The organism is Plantimonas leprariae (assembly GCF_008802405.1).
Taxonomy (GTDB): Bacteria; Pseudomonadota; Alphaproteobacteria; order Rhizobiales; family Rhizobiaceae; genus Plantimonas; species Plantimonas leprariae.
Genome location: NZ_VZDO01000010.1, coordinates 125,372 through 141,686 on the forward strand (window position 1 = coordinate 125,372; position 16,315 = coordinate 141,686).

Genomic DNA, 16,315 nt, shown 5'->3' on the forward strand with positions numbered 1-16,315 from the left:
CCGGCCGCGCCAAGAGCGCATGACGATCGCGGAGGCGACAGGATGGACGACGGACGGGAATGGCGGAACGGCGCCTGCCATTGCGGCGCGGTGCGCTTTCGCGTGAGGCTGACGGTAGGGCTCGGCACGGCGCGGCGCTGCGACTGCTCGCTCTGCCGGATGCGCGGCGCGGTGGCGGTGACGGCCGGCGCAGGCGACCTCGAAATCCTCGAAGGCGAGGAAGTCCTGACGCTCTACCGGTTCAACACCGGCGTCGCGCAACACTTCTTCTGTTCGCGCTGCGGCATCTACACCCACCACCGGCGGCGCTCGAACCCCGACCAGCTCGGGATCAACGCCGCCTGCCTCGAAGGCGTCAGTCCGTTCGACTTCCGCGAGGTGCCGGTGAACAACGGCCGCTCGCATCCCTCCGATGGCGGAAGCGGCCCGGACGTCGTGGGAACGCTCCGGTTCGAGCCGGCGTTCTGAAGCCTCAATCCTCGACCGCGCCGCGGCGGCGGAGTTCGGCGAGGAGCGGCAGCAGGGGCAGGCCGACGATGGTCCAGAAATCGCCCTCGACCCGGTCCATCAGGCGGACGCCCGCGCCCTCGATCTGGTAACAGCCGACGCTGGTCAGCGCCGCCGGGCCGACCTCGGCGAGATAGCGGCCGACCGCGGCGGGGGTGAGCTCGCGCATCGTGAGGCTCGCCACCGAAACGTGCCGCCAGACCGCCGTGCCGTTCTCGGCCAGCACCACGGCGCTGTTCAGGCGGTGCGTCCGGCCGGAAAGCTGCAGCAGCGCGCGGCGGGCCTCCTCCATGTCGACCGGCTTGTGGAAGACTTGCGTGCCGAGCGACAGCGTCTGGTCGGCGCCGATCACCAGCGCGCCGGGCTCGCGCTCCGCCACTTCGCTCGCCTTCGCCTCCGCCAGCACCAGCGCGACATCCTCGGGGGTGGCGCCCGAATCGCGGAGCGGCGCTTCGAGCGCGCGCTCGTCCAGCGTCGAAGGTACCGCGTCGAAGCGGATGCCGGCATCGGCGAGGAGCTTGCGGCGATGGACGCTGCCGGAGGCGAGGACGATCCGCATGACGGGCTTCCTGTCGTTAAAGCTTTATTCAAACTCAGCGTGCGAAATGGGCATGTTCCGAACCGCGAACAGCGGCACGGACTCCGGCGGGCCGAAAAGGCAAGCGGAGCGGCGCGATTCCCTCGCGATTCTCCGCCCCCTGTTGACAGCGGCGGGACGGCGAACGGGAAAACCCTGCGCCCCGCGGCGGGCACGGGAAAACCGCCGATCTGTCCACATCGGCGCGTCGCGGCCGGCCGTGGAGCGCCGCTTGTGAATTGCGGGCACCGAATGCCCTCCTTCCTCGGCGATTGCGGCATTCCGCTCGATGCTCGAAAACGCTCCGGCCTTGCGCGGCTGTGGATTCCGGCTATCCACCGAGTCATAGAAAGAGAATCCTTCCAGAGAAGGATTTCTTTGAAGGAAGGAATGCCGGACCCGCCATGGCCAGAGCGAAGCTCCTTCGGGTTCTCGACGGCGAGACGCTAAGCCCCCCGCCCCTCTGGCTGATGCGCCAGGCCGGCCGCTACCTGCCGGAGTACCGGGAAACGCGGGCGAAAGCCGGCTCCTTTCTTGATCTCTGCTACGACCCGGAACTGGCGGCCGAGGTGACGCTGCAGCCGATCCGCCGCTTCGGCTTCGACGCCGCGATCCTGTTCTCCGACATCCTCGTCATCCCGGACGCGCTCGGCCGCTCCCTTCGCTTCGTCGAGGGTGAGGGACCGCGCCTCAATCCTCTCGCCGTCGAGGACATTCCCCGGCTCGACCCTTCGCGCGCGGAGGCGCATCTCCAGCCGGTGATCGAGGCGGTGCGGCGCATCCGGGCCGGACTGCCGGCGGAAACCGCGCTGATCGGCTTCTGCGGCGCGCCCTGGACCGTCGCGACCTACATGATCGCCGGGCGCGGCACGCCCGACCAGGCGCCGAGCCGCCTCTTCGCCTTCCGCGATCCGGAAGCGATGGACCGGCTCCTCGAACTCCTCGCCGACATGTCGGCCGACTATCTCCTCCGTCAGCTTCGCGCCGGGGCGGACTGCGTGCAGATCTTCGAATCCTGGGGCGGCGTCCTCGACGAGGCGGCCTTCCGCCGTTTCGCGATCCGGCCGGTCGCGCGGATCGTGGCGAAGCTCCGCGCCGCGATCCCGGATGCGAAGGTCGTCGGCTTCGCCAAGGGGGCCGGCGCGATGCTCGACGCCTACCGGCGCGAGACCGGCGTCGACGCGCTCGGGCTCGACTGGACGGTGCCGACCGACGTCGCCAAGCGCCTGCAGGAGGAGGGCCCGGTGCAGGGCAACCTCGACCCGCTCCGGCTCGTCGCCGGCGGCCGGGCGCTGGAGGAGGGGGTCGACGCGATCCTCGGCGAGCTCGGCAACGGGCCGCTGGTCTTCAACCTCGGCCACGGCATCACGCCGGACGCGCCGATCGCGCATGTCGAGGCGCTGGTGCGCCGCGTGCGCGACTTCAAGGCATAGGCATGGACATCGATCTCTGGGCGAAGGCCCTGCACATCCTCAGCGTCATCGCCTGGATGGCGGCGATGCTGTATCTGCCGCGCCTCTACGTCTACCACGCGGAAGCCGGGCCCGGCACGCCGCAGTCGGAGACCTTCAAGATCATGGAGCGGCGCCTGCTGCGCGGCATCATGAACCCGGCGATGATCGCGACCTGGATCCTCGGCCTCTATCTCGCCTGGCACGTCTACGGCTTCCAGGGCGGCTGGCTGCACGCCAAGATCGGGCTCGTCGTGGTGATGTCGGCCCTGCACGGCTACTATGCCGGGGCGCGCCGCAAGTTCGCCGAGGACCGCAACGCGAAGTCGGCGCGGCACTGGCGGATTATGAACGAGGTGCCGGCGCTGATCCTCGTCATCATCGTGGTGCTGGTGGTGGTGAAGCCGTTTTGAGGGTGGACGGGATGAAGCCGAGCGAGGAACAACCGAGCGCGATCGTGGTCATGGGGCCGTCGGGCGTCGGCAAGACCACGGTCGCGGAAGGGATCGCGGCGGCGCTCGGCCGGCGCTTCGCCGAGGCCGACGAGTTCCACTCGGCGGAGGCCGTCGCCAAGATGCGCGGCGGCACGCCCCTGACCGACGCCGACCGCTGGCCCTGGCTCGCCCGCATCCGCGACTGGATCACGGCGGAGGCCGAGGCCGGCCGCAGCACCGTCCTCACCTGCTCGGCGCTGAAGCGCGCCTATCGCGACATCCTGCGGGAGGCGAAGGCGGACGTCCGCTTCGTGTTCCTCACCGGCGATCCGGCGCTCATCGCGCAGCGGATCGGCGCGCGCGAGGGCCACTACATGCCGCCCTCGCTGCTCGCGAGCCAGCTCGCCGACCTCGAGGCTTTGGGGGAGGACGAGCCGGGGGTGCGCGTCGACGTCGCCGGCACGCCGGACGAGATCGTCCGCGACGCCCTCGGCAAGCTCGGGCTCTCACCGGCGACGGCACGGGAAGCTTGAGAAGATCCTAGCGCGACCGCGCGCATTCGCATGGGTGGCATGCGTTATGCTGCATTGCAGCAATAGCGGCCCGGTCTTAGCTTCTCCTCATCCAAGGAAAGGAGACTGGGACATGAACCTCACCCGCACCTTCAGAAACGCGTTCCGCTCCGTTCGCGTCGATCCGGCCGAGCGCTACCTCTCGGAGGCGACCTCGCTGGTCGATCTCGAACAGCGCGAGCGCGAGATCAGCCGCGGCCGTTTCGGCGGCCCGCGCTACGGGCGCTAGACCGTTTCCGCCGCCGAGCGGCCGAGTGCCGCTCGCGGCAACCGCTTCGCCAGGCGGCCGACGATCAACCGGGCCTCGGCCTCGTCGAGACCCGGTGCGGCATGGATCGTCCTTGCGCCGTAGTCGAACCGGATCGTGCCGTTCTTCTTCGTGCCGAGGAACGGCATCCGCCGGTGGAAGCCGGACCATTCGTCGAGCGGCGGGGCTGTCCGCAGGTTCGAGATTTCGGAACCGCGATAGAGCCGTCGTCGGGTGAAGCCCAGCGCATGCTGAGCGATCTCGACGTCTGCGCCATCCATGCCGATCGTTTCCGAGCCGGCGATCATCCAGAGAAGCGTTGCCGCCGCGCCGAGCCATCCGGCGGCCCAGAAGCAGAGCCAGACCGCGAGGAAGAGCTGGAAGCCGGTTTCGAGCTTCAGCATCGCTGCGCCGCCGCCGACCGTCCAGATGGCCAGCCAGACCGCGAGGAACAGCATCACCAGGATCGGGCGAGACGGCCTGATCCTGACCCGCTCGCCGCTCGCCGTCGTCTCGACCGTGAACCGCTCCCTGCCGACCGGTTCGTATCGCGTCTCCATCCTCTCTCGATCCTCCGACCCGCTGGTTCCGCGCGCCAGTCCTTGAACCCGGACGTAACCCACCTTGCGCGCCGCCGCGCCCTCGTCTATAGGCATCGGGCGCGTCCGCCGCAGCTTTTCGCGCATCGAGACGCATTCCTCCCCCGCCTTTTCGTTCACCCGACGATCATCGGCACCCCTCTCCCGACCCGTTCCCGCTTTCCGGCCGACCTGCCGACGAACGCGCGGGAACCGTCCATCCCCCGAGATTTTCCGCCCATGCCCGAAATGAAGCTTCAGGACCTGAAGAACAAGAAAGCCCCTGAACTCATCGCCTTCGCCGAGGAGAACGGCGTCGAGAACGCCTCCGTCCTGCGCAAGCAGGAGCTGATGTTCGCGATCCTGAAAAACCTCGCCGCCGGCGGCACCGAGATCATCGGCGAAGGCGTCGTCGAGATCCTGCAGGACGGCTTCGGCTTCCTGCGCTCGCCGGAAGCGAACTACCTGCCCGGCCCCGACGACATTTACATCTCGCCCTCCCAGCTCCGCCGCTTCTCCCTGAAGACCGGCGACACGGTGGAAGGCCAGATCCGCTCCCCGAAGGACGGCGAGCGCTATTTCGCTCTCCTCAAGGTCAACACGATCAACTTCGACGATCCCGAGCGGATCAAGCACAAGAGCCATTTCGACAACCTGACGCCGCTCTATCCGAACGAGCGGATCAAGATGGAATTCGACAATCCGGGCTCGAAGGACCTCAGCCCGCGCGTGATCGACCTCGTCGCGCCGCTCGGCAAGGGCCAGCGCGCCCTGATCGTCGCGCCGCCCCGCACCGGCAAGACGGTGCTCCTCCAGAACGTCGCCCACGCGATCACCGCCAACCATCCGGAATGCTACCTGATCGTCCTTCTCATCGACGAGCGGCCGGAGGAGGTCACCGACATGCAGCGCTCGGTGAAGGGCGAGGTGATCTCCTCCACCTTCGACGAGCCGGCGACGCGCCACGTCGCCGTCGCCGAGATGGTGATCGAGAAGGCCAAACGCCTCGTCGAGCACGGCCGCGACGTGGTGATCCTGCTCGATTCGATCACACGCCTCGGGCGCGCCTACAACACGGTCGTGCCGTCGTCCGGCAAGGTGCTGACCGGCGGCGTCGACGCCAACGCCCTGCAGCGCCCGAAGCGCTTCTTCGGCGCGGCGCGCAACATCGAGGAGGGCGGCTCGCTCACCATCATCGCGACGGCGCTGATCGACACGGGCTCGCGCATGGACGAGGTGATCTTCGAGGAGTTCAAGGGCACCGGCAACTCGGAAATCCATCTCGATCGGAAGGTCGCCGACAAGCGCATCTACCCGGCGATGGACATCCTGAAATCCGGCACGCGCAAGGAGGACCTCCTGATCCAGCGCTCGGACCTGCAGAAGATCTTCGTGCTCCGCCGCATCCTGTCGCCGATGGGCACGACCGATGCGATCGAGTTCCTGATCGACAAGCTGAAGCAGACGAAGACCAACGGCGACTTCTTCGACTCGATGAACACGTAAGCCGGCCGGTCGAAGGGCAGGCCTATGCCGTTGGTTCCCACGCTCGCCGCCGACCGAAGTTTCTTCGAGCTTCTGACGGGAAGCTTCGAGCGGCTGGTCGGCCGGCCGCTCTGCGAGCCGGGCAGGGGGCCGCGCTGGCTCTACGAGGAAGCAGCCTTCGTGGTGCTGGCACACGACACGGCTGCCGACCCGGTCTTCGTCTACGCCAACCGCGCCGCCGAGGCGCGCTTCGGATACGGCTGGGACGAGTTCACGACGCTGCCCTCGCGCCTGTCGGCCGAGCCGATGGACCGTGCCGAGCGCCAGCGACTCCTGGATGCCGTATCGCGCGACGGCTTCATCGCCGACTACCGGGGCGTCCGCGTGACGAAGTTCGGCCGGCATTTCCGCATGGAGGACGGCGTGGTCTGGCAGCTCGTCGACGCGAGCGGCCAACGCCGCGGCCAGGCCGCCACCTTCTCGCGCTGGACGGATCTCGACGGCTGAACCCTCCGAAGCAGGTTGACGACTTGCGCCGGTCTTCGACGGCTTCGTAAGCTCGGGCCTGCTGCCGGTCCGAACCGGATCGCGGAAGGGTTTGGTACGGATGCGGAAACGGGCGATCTGGTTCGACGGCGACCGCGGAGCGATCGGCTTTCGACTGCCGAACGATGTTCCGGTCTATCTCTACGCGACCTTCGCCCTGCCCGTGGTCATCATGGGAATCGCTTTCCTTCTGCATGGCGGGTCGGTCGGCCGGATGCTCGCGCTGCTCGTCGCGCCGGTGCTGTTCCTGTCGATGCTCGTCCATGAGACGGCTCACATGGCGGTCGCGCACCGGCAGGGCTTGGCCACCAGCGAAATCCTGATCTTCGACGCCGGCGGCCTCGCCCTGATCGAACTTCCCGGCAATAGCGCGGTGGGTTGGCGAATCGCCCTTGCCGGACCGCTCGCCAACCTCGCTGTCGGCGCGGCACTGCTGCTGCTCCATGCGGCGCTGCCCGAACCGCTTCCACAACCGGATCCTCGTTTCACGATCCCGCCGCCCGTGCCGCCGAGCCTCCTGAGCGAGGCCTGTCGCTATGTCGGTTGATTCAACGTCGCGCTCGGCGTCATCAATCTCCTGCCGGCCTTCCCGTTGGACGGCGGGACCATCCTCGCGGAATGGCTCGAGCGCTGGCGAAGCGAGCGGTTCGCGATGCTCGTGGTCGGCTCGCTCGGTCTCGTCTTCGCCACCATCAGCACGCTCTTCTTCGTCGTGTCCGCATTGGCCGGCTTCGCGTTGTGGCTGCCGCCCAGTTTCTCGATGAACTGGATGGTCGTGCGGGAGGCGTGGGCAGCGGGACGACCGCGGCATTCGGCGCAGACCGACAGCAACGTCGTTCCTCTCCGGCAGGATTCATCGCTGCCTGACTGGCTCGGCCACCGCCGGTAGCCGAGCACCTTCGCGTCCGCTCAGGCCGCCGCGCGGCTTGCCAGGATTCCGGCGCTCTGCGCGGCGACGAGGTCGCCGATCGCGGGGGCGAGGATGCCGCGCCGGTCCGCGAAGATGGCGAGCGCGCGGCGCGCCTTCTCGGCGCCGGTCCGGCGGTGCATGGCGCGGCGGCACAGCTCCTTGGCGGCGACGTAGCCGGGACCGCGCAGCGTCGACGGGCAGTCGTCGAGGAAGACGTAGGCCTGCGTCACGGTTTCCAGCATGCGCGGCACGTTCAGGCCGACATAGACCCAGACCGGTTCCTCGAAACGATCGTATTCCACGGCACTCTCCACTTGGATCGGCTCCCGCGCCTGTCGCGGTTCGATGCGGGATTTTGGCGGGCCATCGCGCGGCTTCAATAGGCGGCAAGTTCGCCGCCGCGACCTGAAACGATTGAAACTTTCCTAAGCGTTTTCGGCAGCCGGGCGGAGCAGTTCCGCGAGGCTCGCCGCGTCGAAGACCGGCGGCCGGCAGGCCCGCTCCGCGCAGAGATAGGCGGCCGGCCGCCGCTCCGGTCGGACGGCCGCTAGCGGCAGTTCGGGGGGAAGCGCGGCGCCCGGTCCCGGCACGACGTCGAGCCGCGCGAGGTCGAGGACGCCGTTCGCCGCCCCCCGCATCGCGGCGAATGTTTCGTCCGAGCGCTCCCCGAGCATCACGAGCTGGCTCGCCCGCTCCAGCGTGTCGCAGGCGGAGAGGATCGCGGGCGACAGGCCGCCCTGTTCCCTCGTCCGCGCCAGGGCGGCGCGGGCCGCCGTTTCCGCCCGATCCAGCAGCGCCGGGTCGCCCGTCGCCTCGGCGAGCAGCGCCAGCCCTTCCAGCACCAGCGCGGTGCCGCCCGGGATCGCGTCGTCGCCGTCGCCGCGGGGCCGGAGGATCACGTCGGCGCCGTCGGCGGCGGTGAGGGCGTGGCCGCCCGCCCCGTCGCCGTGCCAGCGCTCGAGCTCGGCCGCGAGCCGCCGAGCTTCGGCGAGATAGGAGCCGTCGCCCGTCGCCGCGAAGAGCTGCACCGCCGCGGCGATCAGCGCGCCGTAGTCCGACGACAGCGCGAAGCCCCGCGCGGCGCGGCCGTCACGCCCCGCATGGCGCAGCCGGCCGTCGAGGGTGAGCGCTGCCTTGACGTCCGCGAAGGCGGCTTTGGCCATCGGCAGCGCCTCCGTATCGCCGAAGACGGTCGCGACCTCGGCCAGCGCCCGGATCGCGAGGCCGTTCCAGTCGGCGAGCATCTTGTCGTCGCGGCCCGGGCGCGGCCGGCCGTCGCGCGCCGCCAAGAGCGCCGCCCGCTCGGCCGCGAAATGATCCGCCTCCGCGTCGGCGCTGCCGAGACGGTGCAGGATGTTCCGACCCTCGAAGTTTCCGTCCGCCGAGACGCCGTAGGCTTGGCGAAAATCGGCGCCACGCTCGCCGAGCACCGCATCGATCTCGTCCGCGCGCCAGACGTAGAACGCGCCTTCGTGGGCATGGCCGTGCTCATCGAGGCTGTCGGCGTCGAGCGAGGCGGCGAGCGCCCCGGCGCCGACCCGCATCTCGCGGCCGAGCCATGCCACCGTTTCCTCGATCCGCCGGCGGAAGAGGGCGGAGCCCGTCGCCCGCCAGCCCCAGACGAGATGGCGGAGGAACTGCGCGTTGTCGTAGAGCATCTTCTCGAAATGCGGCACCAGCCAGCGCTCGTCGGTGGAATAACGCGCGAGGCCGCCGCCGAGATGGTCGTAGATGCCGCCTAGGCACATCTGCCGGAGCGTGAGGAGGAAGCCCTCGCGCAGCGCCTGTGGGCCGTTCGGGAAAGCGCCGCGCGCGACGAGTTCCATGTACGGCGCGTTCGGGAACTTCGGCGCGCCGCGCATGCCGCCGAGCCGCATGTCGAGCATCGATCCGACCTTGGCGCTCGCGCCCGGGATGTCGGGCGCGAGCGCCTCGTCGCCCGTTCCTTCCGGCGAGACGGCCGAGAGGAAGGCTGTCAGGCGCGCCCGCGTCTCGGCGGCGCTCCGGTCGAGCTCGGCCCGGCGGTTCTGCCAGGCGGTTCCCACCGCCTCCAGCAATTGCCGGAAGCTCGGCCGGCCGTGCGCGGGGCGGGGAGGATAGTAGGTGCCGCCGAAGAACGGCGCGCCGTCGGGGGTGAGGAACATCGTCATCGGCCAGCCGCCCTGCTCGCCCATCGCCTGCAGCGCCGTCATGTAGATGGTGTCGATGTCGGGCCGCTCCTCGCGGTCGACCTTCACGTTGACGAAGCGGCGGTTCATCAGGTCCGCGGTTTCCGCATCCTCGAAGCTCTCGTGCGCCATGACGTGGCACCAGTGGCAGGCGGCGTAGCCGATCGAGAGCAGGATCGGCCGGTCGAGCGCCCGCGCTTCCGCCAGCGTCTCGGCCGACCATTCGCGCCAGTGCACCGGATTGTCGCGGTGCTGCTGCAGGTAGGGGCTCACGGACGCGCCGAGGCGGTTGCCGGCGGCGGGGGAGGACGCGGTTTGTTCGCTCATGCCGATTAGGCTAAGGCGGGCGCGGATTTAATCGACCGCCGAACCGCTTTGCCCCCTATCCGCCGCCCGGACACGATCGCCGCACTGTCCTCCGGTTCGCTGCCGTCCGGGGTCGCGGTGGTGCGGGTCAGCGGCACCCTGGCGCGCAAGGCGCTCTCACGCATTGCCGGCTCCGTGCCGGAAGCGCGCCGCGCGTCGCTCCGCCTGCTCAGGGACGGGGAGGGGACGCCGCTCGACCGCGGCCTCGCGCTGTTCTTCGAGGCGCCAGGGACGGCGACCGGCGAGGACATCGCGGAATTCCACCTGCACGGCGGGCGCGCCGTGGTGGCAGGCGTGCTCGAAGCGCTGACGGCGATTTCCGGCATCCGCCTTGCCGAGGCCGGCGAGTTCACCCGCCGCGCCTTCGAGAACGGCACGATCGACCTGACGGAGGCGGAAGGGCTCGCCGACCTCCTCGCCGCCGAGACCGCCGCGCAGCGGGCCCACGCGCTGGCGAACGCGGGTGGGGACCTGCGCGCGCTCTACGAAGGCTGGGCGGCGCGGCTCGTGCGGGCGCGCGCGCTCCTCGAAGCCTCGTTCGATTTCGCCGACGAAGGCGACGTGGCGGCGGACGTCGCCGCCCCCGTCCGCCGGATCGCGGCCGGTCTTGCCGAAGAGATGCGGGAGCACCTTGCCGGCGCGCGCCGGGGGGAGATTTTGCGCGAGGGTTTCCGGGTCGCAATCGTCGGCGCGCCGAACGCCGGCAAGTCGACGCTGCTGAACGCGCTGGCGCAACGGGAAGCGGCGATCGTCACCGACGTTCCCGGCACGACGCGCGACGTGATCGAGGTGATGCTGGACCTGGGAGGCTTCGCGGTCCGGCTCAGCGACACGGCGGGCCTGCGCGAAACGGCCGACCCGGTGGAGCGGATCGGCGTCGAGCGGGCGAAGGGCGCGATGGCGGCGGCCGACCTCGTCCTCGAACTGGAAAGTCCGGATGCGCTGCTGCCCGCCGAGCTTCGGGATGCGGCTAGGGACGTGCCACGCCTTCGCATCCGAACGAAAGCGGATGTGGAAAGCGGGCAAGAAACTACGCCGGCAAACATTTCGGTCTCGGCGCGGACAGGCGAAGGCATGGCGGCACTCGCGGATCGGATCGCGACGGAGGCCGCGCGGGCCGTGCCGGACCCGGCCGCCCTCGTGCCGGCTCGGGCCCGCCACCGCGAGGCGGTGGCTGCGGCGCTGCGCCAGCTGGACGAGTTCGCCGCGAGCGCCGCGCCCGCCGAAATCGGCGCGGAGCTGCTGCGCCTTGCGGGCGACAAACTCGGCCGCCTCACCGGCCGCACCGACGTCGAGGACCTCCTCGACGTGATCTTCTCCGAGTTCTGCATCGGGAAGTGAGAGGATTTCGGTTGAGCTTCGGCTCAGAGTCACGAACGGCAGCCGCAACCGCCCAACCCCTTGACGGAACGAAGCGGAAACGGCTTATCGCGGCGATGGATTTCGACCTGTCCTTCGACGTCGCGGTGATCGGCGGCGGCCATGCCGGCTGCGAGGCGGCCTCGGCCAGCGCCCGCGCGGGCGCGCGGACCGTGCTCCTCACCCACCGCTTCGACACGGTCGGCGCGATGAGCTGCAACCCGGCGATCGGTGGCATCGGCAAGGGGCATCTGGTCCGCGAGATCGACGCGCTCGGCGGCCTGATGGGCCGCGTCGCCGACGCGAGCGGCATCCAATTCCGCCTGCTCAACCGCTCGAAAGGGCCGGCGGTGCGCGGCCCCCGGACGCAGGCCGACCGCAAGCTCTACCGCGCCGCGATGCAGGCCGCGATCCGCGACCACTCCGGGCTCACCGTGTTGGAGGGCGACGCCTTCGACCTGGTGTTCGACGGCGAGGGCCGGGTCGCCGGCGTCGCGATGGCGGACGGGCAGCGGATCGGGGCGCGGGCGGTGGTGCTGACCACCGGCACTTTCCTTGGTGGCGTCATTCATATCGGGGACCGGCGCATTCCAGCCGGCCGGATGGGCGAGGACCCCTCGCTCGGCCTTTCGGGCACGCTCCGCCGGCTCGGGCTGCAGCTCGGGCGGCTGAAGACCGGCACGCCCGCCCGCCTCGACGGCCGGACCATCGACTGGGACGGGCTGGAGATGCAGCGGCCGGATGAGGAGCCGTATCCGTTCTCGTTCCTGACCGAGCGCATCACTGTCCCGCAGATCGACTGCGGCATCACGCGGACGACTCCGGAAACCCACCGGATCATCCGCGACAACCTCGCCCGCTCGGCGCTCTATTCCGGCGCGATCGAGGGCGTCGGGCCGCGCTACTGTCCCTCGATCGAGGACAAGATCGTCAAGTTCGGCGAGCGCGACGGCCACCAGATCTTCCTCGAACCGGAAGGCCTCGACGATCCGACCGTCTATCCGAACGGGTTGTCGACCTCGCTGCCGGAGGACGTGCAGGAAGCGTTCCTCCGCTCGATCCCCGGACTGGAGCGGGTCGCGATCCTGAAGCCCGGCTACGCGATCGAATACGACCATGTCGATCCGCGCGAGCTGTTCGCGACGCTGGAGGTGCGCAGCCAGCCCGGCCTGTTCCTCGCCGGCCAGATCAACGGCACCACCGGCTACGAGGAGGCGGCGGCGCAGGGGCTCTGGGCCGGGCTCAACGCCGCGCGCCGGGCCGGCGGGCAGGAGCCCGTCACCCTGTCGCGGGCGGAAGCCTATATCGGCGTGATGCTGGACGACCTGACGCGCACCGGCGTCTCCGAACCCTACCGCATGTTCACCAGCCGGGCCGAGTTCCGCCTGAGCCTTCGCGCCGACAACGCCGACCGACGCTTGACGCCGGTCGGGATCGCGCTCGGCCTCGTCGATGCCGGGCGCCGCGCCGCGTTCGAAGCTTCCGAGGCGGCGCTGGACGGGACGCGCGCGCGGCTGGAGGCGCTGCGGATCACCCCGAACCGCGCCGCCGATTTCGACTTGCAGCTCAACCGCGACGGCCGGCCGCGCTCCGCCTGGACGCTGCTCTCGCAACCGGACGTGACGCTGTCCCGCCTTGCAGGCATCTGGCCGGAGCTTGCGACGATCGACGCGAAGCTCGCCGAGCGCATCGCGATCGAGGCGGCCTACGACGTCTATCTCGATCGGCAGCGCCTCGACCAGGCACGGCTCAAGCAGGGCGAGGCGACGCCGATCCCCGCTACGCTCGACCTCGACGCGCTGCCGGGCCTCTCGGCGGAACTGCAGGCGAAGCTCCGCGCCCGCCGGCCGCGGACGCTCGCCGAGGCGGAGGCGATCGACGGCATGACGCCGGCGGCGTTGGCGCTGGTGCTCCTGGCGATCCGCCGGCAGGCGAAGGCCGCCGTTCCCGATGCCGCCTGAAGGGCGCGACGTCGTCCTCGCGGCGTTCGATGTTTCACGTGAAACACGAGCGCGGCTCGATGCTTACGTTCGGCTGCTCGGGCAATGGCAGCGGACGACCAACCTCGTCGCCGATGCGACGATGCCGGAGGTCTGGGAGCGGCACGTCGCCGATTCGCTGCAGTTCCGGCCGCTCTGCCAGCCGGCGAAGCGCTGGGTCGATCTCGGCTCCGGCGGCGGCTTTCCCGGCCTCGTCACCGCGATCCTCGTCGCGGACGAAGGCGACGCCCATGTCGATCTCGTGGAAAGCAACGGCAAGAAAGCGGCGTTCCTGCGCACCGTCATCCGCGAACTGGGGCTCCCCGCGACGGTCCATGCGATCCGCATCGAGGCGGCGGGCGAGGTGCTCGCCTGGGCGGATGCCGTCAGCGCCCGGGCGCTCGCCTCGCTGGGTGCGCTCCTCGGCATGGTGGCCGGGCGGATCGGGCCACAGGTGCCGTGCTTTTTCGCCAAGGGGCGGAGCCATGGTGAAGAAATCGTTGACGCGTCGCGGCGTTGGCGGTTCACGTTGCGGGAACACCCCTCGCGCGTCGCGGCGGAGGCCGCGATCCTGGAAGTCGCCGATATCCGGCCCCGGACCGGCGAACCTGGGACGAGCGAGACCCGGGCAAGCGAGGAATGAGCATCGTCGTCCCATGACCGGAACCGCCTCCATCGATACGCCCGCTTCGAGCGCGCGCCCCGCGCGGGGGCCGGACGGCACCGGCCTCGCGGTCCGGAAGCGCATGCGCGTCATCACCGTCGCCAACCAGAAGGGCGGCGTCGGCAAGACCACCACCGCGATCAACCTCGCGACGGCGCTCTCGGCGGTCGGGCGGCGCGTGCTCCTGATCGACCTCGACCCGCAGGGCAACGCCTCCACCGGCCTCGGCATCGACCGGCAGGACCGCGAGGTCTCGTCCTACGACGTCCTCGTCGAGAATGCCTCGGTGACGCAAGCCGCGATGCCGACCGCCGTGCCGAACCTGTCGATCGTGCCCTCGACGCTCGACCTCCTCGGCCTCGAGATGGAGATCGCCGGCGCGACGGGCCGGGCCTATCGCCTGCGCGACGCGCTGCATTTCCATAACGAGGAGGGTGCGCGCTTCGACTTCGTGCTGGTCGACTGCCCGCCGTCGCTGAACCTCCTGACGATCAACGCGATGGCGGCGGCCGACTCGATCCTCGTGCCGCTCCAGTGCGAGTTCTTCGCGCTGGAAGGCCTCAGCCAGTTGCTCCAGACCGTGGAGCAGGTGCGCGACACGCTGAACCCGACGCTCGACCTTCACGGCATCGTCCTGACCATGTTCGACGGCCGCAACAACCTCGCGAGCCAGGTGGTCAGCGACGTGCGACAGGTGATGGGCGACCAGGTCTACGACACGGTGATCCCGCGCAACGTCCGCGTCTCGGAAGCGCCGAGCTTCGGCAAGCCGGCGATCCTCTACGACATGAAGTGTTCCGGCAGCCAAGCCTATATCCGCCTCGCCTCGGAGATCATCCAGCGCGAACGCCAGCATCTGGAGGTCGCATGACGATGAACGCCAAGGAGAAGCCGGCGGGTACGGGGGCCGAGGACAAGTCGCGCCAGCGGCTCGGGCGCGGCCTCGCCGCCCTGATCGGCGGCGGCGGCGCGACGGGTGCGGCCCTCCGCCCGGCGGCGACGGGCGGGGGTAGCGGCGGCGAGCGGAGCGTCGCGACGGCGATGCTCCGGGCGAACCCGAACAATCCGCGCCGCCATTTCGACGAGGCCGACCTCGCCGACCTCGCCGCCTCGATCCGCACGCACGGCGTCGTGCAGCCGATCCTCGTGCGGCCGGCGGCCGGTGAGGGAGCGGGCTTCGAGATCGTCGCCGGCGAGCGGCGCTGGCGCGCGGCGCAGCTCGCCGAGCTGGCGCAGGTGCCGGTGGTGGTGCGCACGCTGACCGACCGCGAGACGCTCGAGATCGCGATCATCGAGAACGTCCAGCGCGCCGACCTCGACCCGCTCGAAGAGGCGCAGGCCTACGAGATGCTGATGGTGGAGCACGGCTACCGGCAGGTCGACCTCGCCGACGCGCTCGGCAAGAGCCGCAGCCATGTCGCGAACACGCTCCGCCTCCTGAAGCTGCCGGAAAGCGTCCGGCGGATGGTATCGAGCGGCGAGCTGTCGCCCGGCCACGCCCGCGCCGCCGTCACCGCGGAAGACCCGGAGGCGTTCGCCCGCGACGTCGCGCGCCAAGGCCTCACCGTGCGCGAGACCGAGCAACTGTCGCGCAAGGAGAACGCCAAGCCGGCGCCGCGACGCGCGAACAGGCCGGCGACGCCCGCTCCGGCGGCCGGGCCCGCCCCGGCCGAGCCGAAGCGCGCCGAGGTCGAGTATATCGAGAGCTTCCTCTCCGAGACGCTCGGCATGCCGGTCGCGGTGGAGCCCCCGAACGAGGGCGCGACCTTGCGCATCAGCTACGGCACGCCGGAAAAGCTGGCGGAACTCGTGCGCCTCCTGAAGCTCGCGGGCGAGCATCGCTCCGGCCCGCGCGTCCGGCAGCTCTGACGAGGGCTCGCATTCGCATGCGCCGGCTCGTCTACGTCAGTCACGCGAACGTCGTGGTCGAGCCGGACAAGCCCGTGCCGCTCTGGTCGCTGTCCGACGAAGGGCGGCGACGGCACGTGGCCTTCGGCGAGACCGCGCTGGCGCGGAGCGTCACGAAGGTGTTCAGCAGCGCCGAGACGAAGGCGGTCGAAGCGGCGCGGGCGAGCTTCCCTCGGCTGGCCAGCACCCTCGCGATCCGCGAGGCGATGCACGAGAACGACCGGAGCGCCACCGGCTTCCTCGCGCCGCCGGAGTTCTGGCCCGTGGTCGAGCGCTTCTTCGCCGAGCCGACCGTCTCGGTGCGCGGCTGGGAGCGGGCGGTGGACGCGCAAGGCCGGATCGTCGCGGCGACCGAGCGAGCCCTTGCCGAATCGGCGGAACACGAGACGATCGCCCTCGTCGGTCACGGCGGGGTCGGAACGCTGCTCTATTGCCACCTCGCCGGTCTGCCGATCGCCCGTCACGACCAGCCGGGAACCGGCGGCGGCAACGTGATCGTCGCGGAGTTCGGCGAGACGGTTACGGTCTCGCACTGGCAGGCGATGGAAGACTTCGCGCGCTAGC

General features: G+C 70.2%; 19 protein-coding genes and 1 pseudogene. 16 read left to right on the forward strand and 4 right to left on the reverse strand.

Annotated elements, in window-relative coordinates:
• Window positions 1–42 precede the first annotated feature (42 nt).
• Entirely contained in the window at window positions 43–468 is a 426-nt protein-coding gene (locus F6X38_RS13480; protein WP_150970365.1) for a GFA family protein, read from the forward strand.
• A 4-nt stretch (window positions 469–472) separates the two neighbouring features.
• On the opposite strand, the gene F6X38_RS13485 is transcribed toward F6X38_RS13480, so the two are convergent.
• A complete protein-coding gene (locus F6X38_RS13485; protein WP_150970367.1) occupies window positions 473–1,066 on the reverse strand; it encodes a Maf-like protein in 594 nt (197 codons plus the stop codon).
• Between the two features lie 422 nt (window positions 1,067–1,488).
• Between F6X38_RS13485 and hemE the strand changes: the two genes are divergently transcribed.
• The 4 genes from hemE to F6X38_RS13505 all read left to right on the forward strand — a co-directional run bounded on the left by hemE (window position 1,489) and on the right by F6X38_RS13505 (window position 3,770).
• On the forward strand, window positions 1,489–2,517 hold the full coding sequence (gene hemE, locus F6X38_RS13490) for a uroporphyrinogen decarboxylase (protein ID WP_150970369.1): 1,029 nt from the start codon (window positions 1,489–1,491) through the stop codon (window positions 2,515–2,517).
• A gap of 2 nt (window positions 2,518–2,519) precedes the next feature.
• A complete protein-coding gene (gene hemJ / locus F6X38_RS13495) occupies window positions 2,520–2,948 on the forward strand; it encodes a protoporphyrinogen oxidase HemJ (RefSeq protein ID WP_150970371.1) in 429 nt (142 codons plus the stop codon).
• 11 nt (window positions 2,949–2,959) lie between these two features.
• Window positions 2,960–3,502 carry a gluconokinase gene (locus F6X38_RS13500; RefSeq protein WP_246191339.1) on the forward strand — a complete coding sequence of 181 codons (543 nt, stop codon included), beginning with the start codon at window positions 2,960–2,962 and terminating at the stop codon, window positions 3,500–3,502.
• Between the two features lie 112 nt (window positions 3,503–3,614).
• Entirely contained in the window at window positions 3,615–3,770 is a 156-nt protein-coding gene (locus tag F6X38_RS13505; protein ID WP_150970373.1) for a DUF3563 domain-containing protein, read from the forward strand.
• On the opposite strand, the gene F6X38_RS13510 is transcribed toward F6X38_RS13505, so the two are convergent.
• Complete coding sequence (locus F6X38_RS13510; protein WP_150970374.1) at window positions 3,767–4,348, reverse strand: hypothetical protein; 582 nt, start codon at window positions 4,346–4,348, stop codon at window positions 3,767–3,769. The two genes, F6X38_RS13505 and F6X38_RS13510, sit on opposite strands and share 4 nt — an antisense overlap.
• Before the next feature lie 258 nt (window positions 4,349–4,606).
• On the opposite strand from F6X38_RS13510, the gene rho reads away from it, so the two are divergent.
• The 5 genes and pseudogenes from rho (at window position 4,607) to F6X38_RS13530 (ending at window position 7,286) form a co-directional block, all read left to right on the forward strand.
• Complete coding sequence (gene rho, locus F6X38_RS13515) at window positions 4,607–5,872, forward strand: transcription termination factor Rho (protein WP_150970377.1); 1,266 nt, start codon at window positions 4,607–4,609, stop codon at window positions 5,870–5,872.
• Window positions 5,873–5,896: 24 nt separating this feature from the next.
• Window positions 5,897–6,358 carry an MEKHLA domain-containing protein gene (locus F6X38_RS13520; protein ID WP_150970379.1) on the forward strand — a complete coding sequence of 154 codons (462 nt, stop codon included), beginning with the start codon at window positions 5,897–5,899 and terminating at the stop codon, window positions 6,356–6,358.
• Window positions 6,359–6,458: 100 nt separating this feature from the next.
• Window positions 6,459–6,944 carry a zinc metalloprotease gene (locus F6X38_RS13525; RefSeq protein ID WP_150970380.1) on the forward strand — a complete coding sequence of 162 codons (486 nt, stop codon included), beginning with the start codon at window positions 6,459–6,461 and terminating at the stop codon, window positions 6,942–6,944.
• Between the two features lie 15 nt (window positions 6,945–6,959).
• A pseudogene (locus F6X38_RS24295) lies at window positions 6,960–7,037 on the forward strand (hypothetical protein); the annotation flags it as partial.
• 12 nt (window positions 7,038–7,049) lie between these two features.
• Window positions 7,050–7,286 carry a hypothetical protein gene (locus tag F6X38_RS13530; RefSeq protein ID WP_246191340.1) on the forward strand — a complete coding sequence of 79 codons (237 nt, stop codon included), beginning with the start codon at window positions 7,050–7,052 and terminating at the stop codon, window positions 7,284–7,286.
• Window positions 7,287–7,306: 20 nt separating this feature from the next.
• On the opposite strand, the gene F6X38_RS13535 is transcribed toward F6X38_RS13530, so the two are convergent.
• Together F6X38_RS13535 and F6X38_RS13540 are read right to left on the reverse strand one after the other, a co-directional pair.
• Window positions 7,307–7,609 (reverse strand): DUF982 domain-containing protein, encoded by a 303-nt coding sequence (locus F6X38_RS13535; protein WP_150970384.1) that lies wholly within the window; start codon window positions 7,607–7,609, stop codon window positions 7,307–7,309.
• Window positions 7,610–7,732: 123 nt separating this feature from the next.
• Complete coding sequence (locus F6X38_RS13540; RefSeq protein ID WP_150970385.1) at window positions 7,733–9,802, reverse strand: thioredoxin domain-containing protein; 2,070 nt, start codon at window positions 9,800–9,802, stop codon at window positions 7,733–7,735.
• 48 nt (window positions 9,803–9,850) lie between these two features.
• Here F6X38_RS13540 and mnmE point away from each other — a divergent pair, with 48 nt between their 5' ends.
• The 6 genes from mnmE to F6X38_RS13570 all read left to right on the forward strand — a co-directional run bounded on the left by mnmE (window position 9,851) and on the right by F6X38_RS13570 (window position 16,314).
• The gene (gene mnmE / locus F6X38_RS13545) at window positions 9,851–11,182 is read left to right on the forward strand and encodes a tRNA uridine-5-carboxymethylaminomethyl(34) synthesis GTPase MnmE (protein WP_343033223.1); all 1,332 of its coding nucleotides are present in this window, start codon (window positions 9,851–9,853) and stop codon (window positions 11,180–11,182) included.
• 95 nt (window positions 11,183–11,277) lie between these two features.
• Window positions 11,278–13,161, forward strand: a complete 1,884-nt coding sequence (mnmG, locus tag F6X38_RS13550) for a tRNA uridine-5-carboxymethylaminomethyl(34) synthesis enzyme MnmG (protein ID WP_150970387.1) — start codon at window positions 11,278–11,280, stop codon at window positions 13,159–13,161.
• A complete protein-coding gene (gene rsmG, locus F6X38_RS13555) occupies window positions 13,151–13,822 on the forward strand; it encodes a 16S rRNA (guanine(527)-N(7))-methyltransferase RsmG (protein ID WP_150970389.1) in 672 nt (223 codons plus the stop codon). The genes mnmG and rsmG overlap by 11 nt, the downstream gene beginning before the upstream one ends.
• A 103-nt stretch (window positions 13,823–13,925) precedes the next feature.
• Window positions 13,926–14,714, forward strand: coding sequence for a ParA family protein (locus tag F6X38_RS13560; RefSeq protein WP_150970517.1), 789 nt, complete (start codon window positions 13,926–13,928; stop codon window positions 14,712–14,714).
• Window positions 14,711–15,712, forward strand: coding sequence for a ParB/RepB/Spo0J family partition protein (locus tag F6X38_RS13565; RefSeq protein WP_246191341.1), 1,002 nt, complete (start codon window positions 14,711–14,713; stop codon window positions 15,710–15,712). The genes F6X38_RS13560 and F6X38_RS13565 overlap by 4 nt, the downstream gene beginning before the upstream one ends.
• Before the next feature lie 17 nt (window positions 15,713–15,729).
• Complete coding sequence (locus F6X38_RS13570; protein WP_150970390.1) at window positions 15,730–16,314, forward strand: histidine phosphatase family protein; 585 nt, start codon at window positions 15,730–15,732, stop codon at window positions 16,312–16,314.
• Window position 16,315: the final 1 nt, after the last annotated feature.

Excerpts from the sequence above, each read along its gene's own strand:
- F6X38_RS13480 (WP_150970365.1), top strand. The coding sequence starts at position 43 with ATGGACGACGGACGGGAATGGCGGAACGGCGCCTGCCATTGCGGCGCG.
- F6X38_RS13485 (WP_150970367.1), bottom strand. The coding sequence starts at position 1,066 with ATGCGGATCGTCCTCGCCTCCGGCAGCGTCCATCGCCGCAAGCTCCTC.
- hemE (WP_150970369.1), top strand. The coding sequence starts at position 1,489 with ATGGCCAGAGCGAAGCTCCTTCGGGTTCTCGACGGCGAGACGCTAAGC.
- hemJ (WP_150970371.1), top strand. The coding sequence starts at position 2,520 with ATGGACATCGATCTCTGGGCGAAGGCCCTGCACATCCTCAGCGTCATC.
- F6X38_RS13500 (WP_246191339.1), top strand. The coding sequence starts at position 2,960 with ATGAAGCCGAGCGAGGAACAACCGAGCGCGATCGTGGTCATGGGGCCG.
- F6X38_RS13505 (WP_150970373.1), top strand. The coding sequence starts at position 3,615 with ATGAACCTCACCCGCACCTTCAGAAACGCGTTCCGCTCCGTTCGCGTC.
- F6X38_RS13510 (WP_150970374.1), bottom strand. The coding sequence starts at position 4,348 with ATGGAGACGCGATACGAACCGGTCGGCAGGGAGCGGTTCACGGTCGAG.
- rho (WP_150970377.1), top strand. The coding sequence starts at position 4,607 with ATGCCCGAAATGAAGCTTCAGGACCTGAAGAACAAGAAAGCCCCTGAA.
- F6X38_RS13520 (WP_150970379.1), top strand. The coding sequence starts at position 5,897 with ATGCCGTTGGTTCCCACGCTCGCCGCCGACCGAAGTTTCTTCGAGCTT.
- F6X38_RS13525 (WP_150970380.1), top strand. The coding sequence starts at position 6,459 with ATGCGGAAACGGGCGATCTGGTTCGACGGCGACCGCGGAGCGATCGGC.
- F6X38_RS13530 (WP_246191340.1), top strand. The coding sequence starts at position 7,050 with ATGCTCGTGGTCGGCTCGCTCGGTCTCGTCTTCGCCACCATCAGCACG.
- F6X38_RS13540 (WP_150970385.1), bottom strand. The coding sequence starts at position 9,802 with ATGAGCGAACAAACCGCGTCCTCCCCCGCCGCCGGCAACCGCCTCGGC.
- mnmG (WP_150970387.1), top strand. The coding sequence starts at position 11,278 with ATGGATTTCGACCTGTCCTTCGACGTCGCGGTGATCGGCGGCGGCCAT.
- rsmG (WP_150970389.1), top strand. The coding sequence starts at position 13,151 with ATGCCGCCTGAAGGGCGCGACGTCGTCCTCGCGGCGTTCGATGTTTCA.
- F6X38_RS13560 (WP_150970517.1), top strand. The coding sequence starts at position 13,926 with ATGCGCGTCATCACCGTCGCCAACCAGAAGGGCGGCGTCGGCAAGACC.
- F6X38_RS13565 (WP_246191341.1), top strand. The coding sequence starts at position 14,711 with ATGACGATGAACGCCAAGGAGAAGCCGGCGGGTACGGGGGCCGAGGAC.
- F6X38_RS13570 (WP_150970390.1), top strand. The coding sequence starts at position 15,730 with ATGCGCCGGCTCGTCTACGTCAGTCACGCGAACGTCGTGGTCGAGCCG.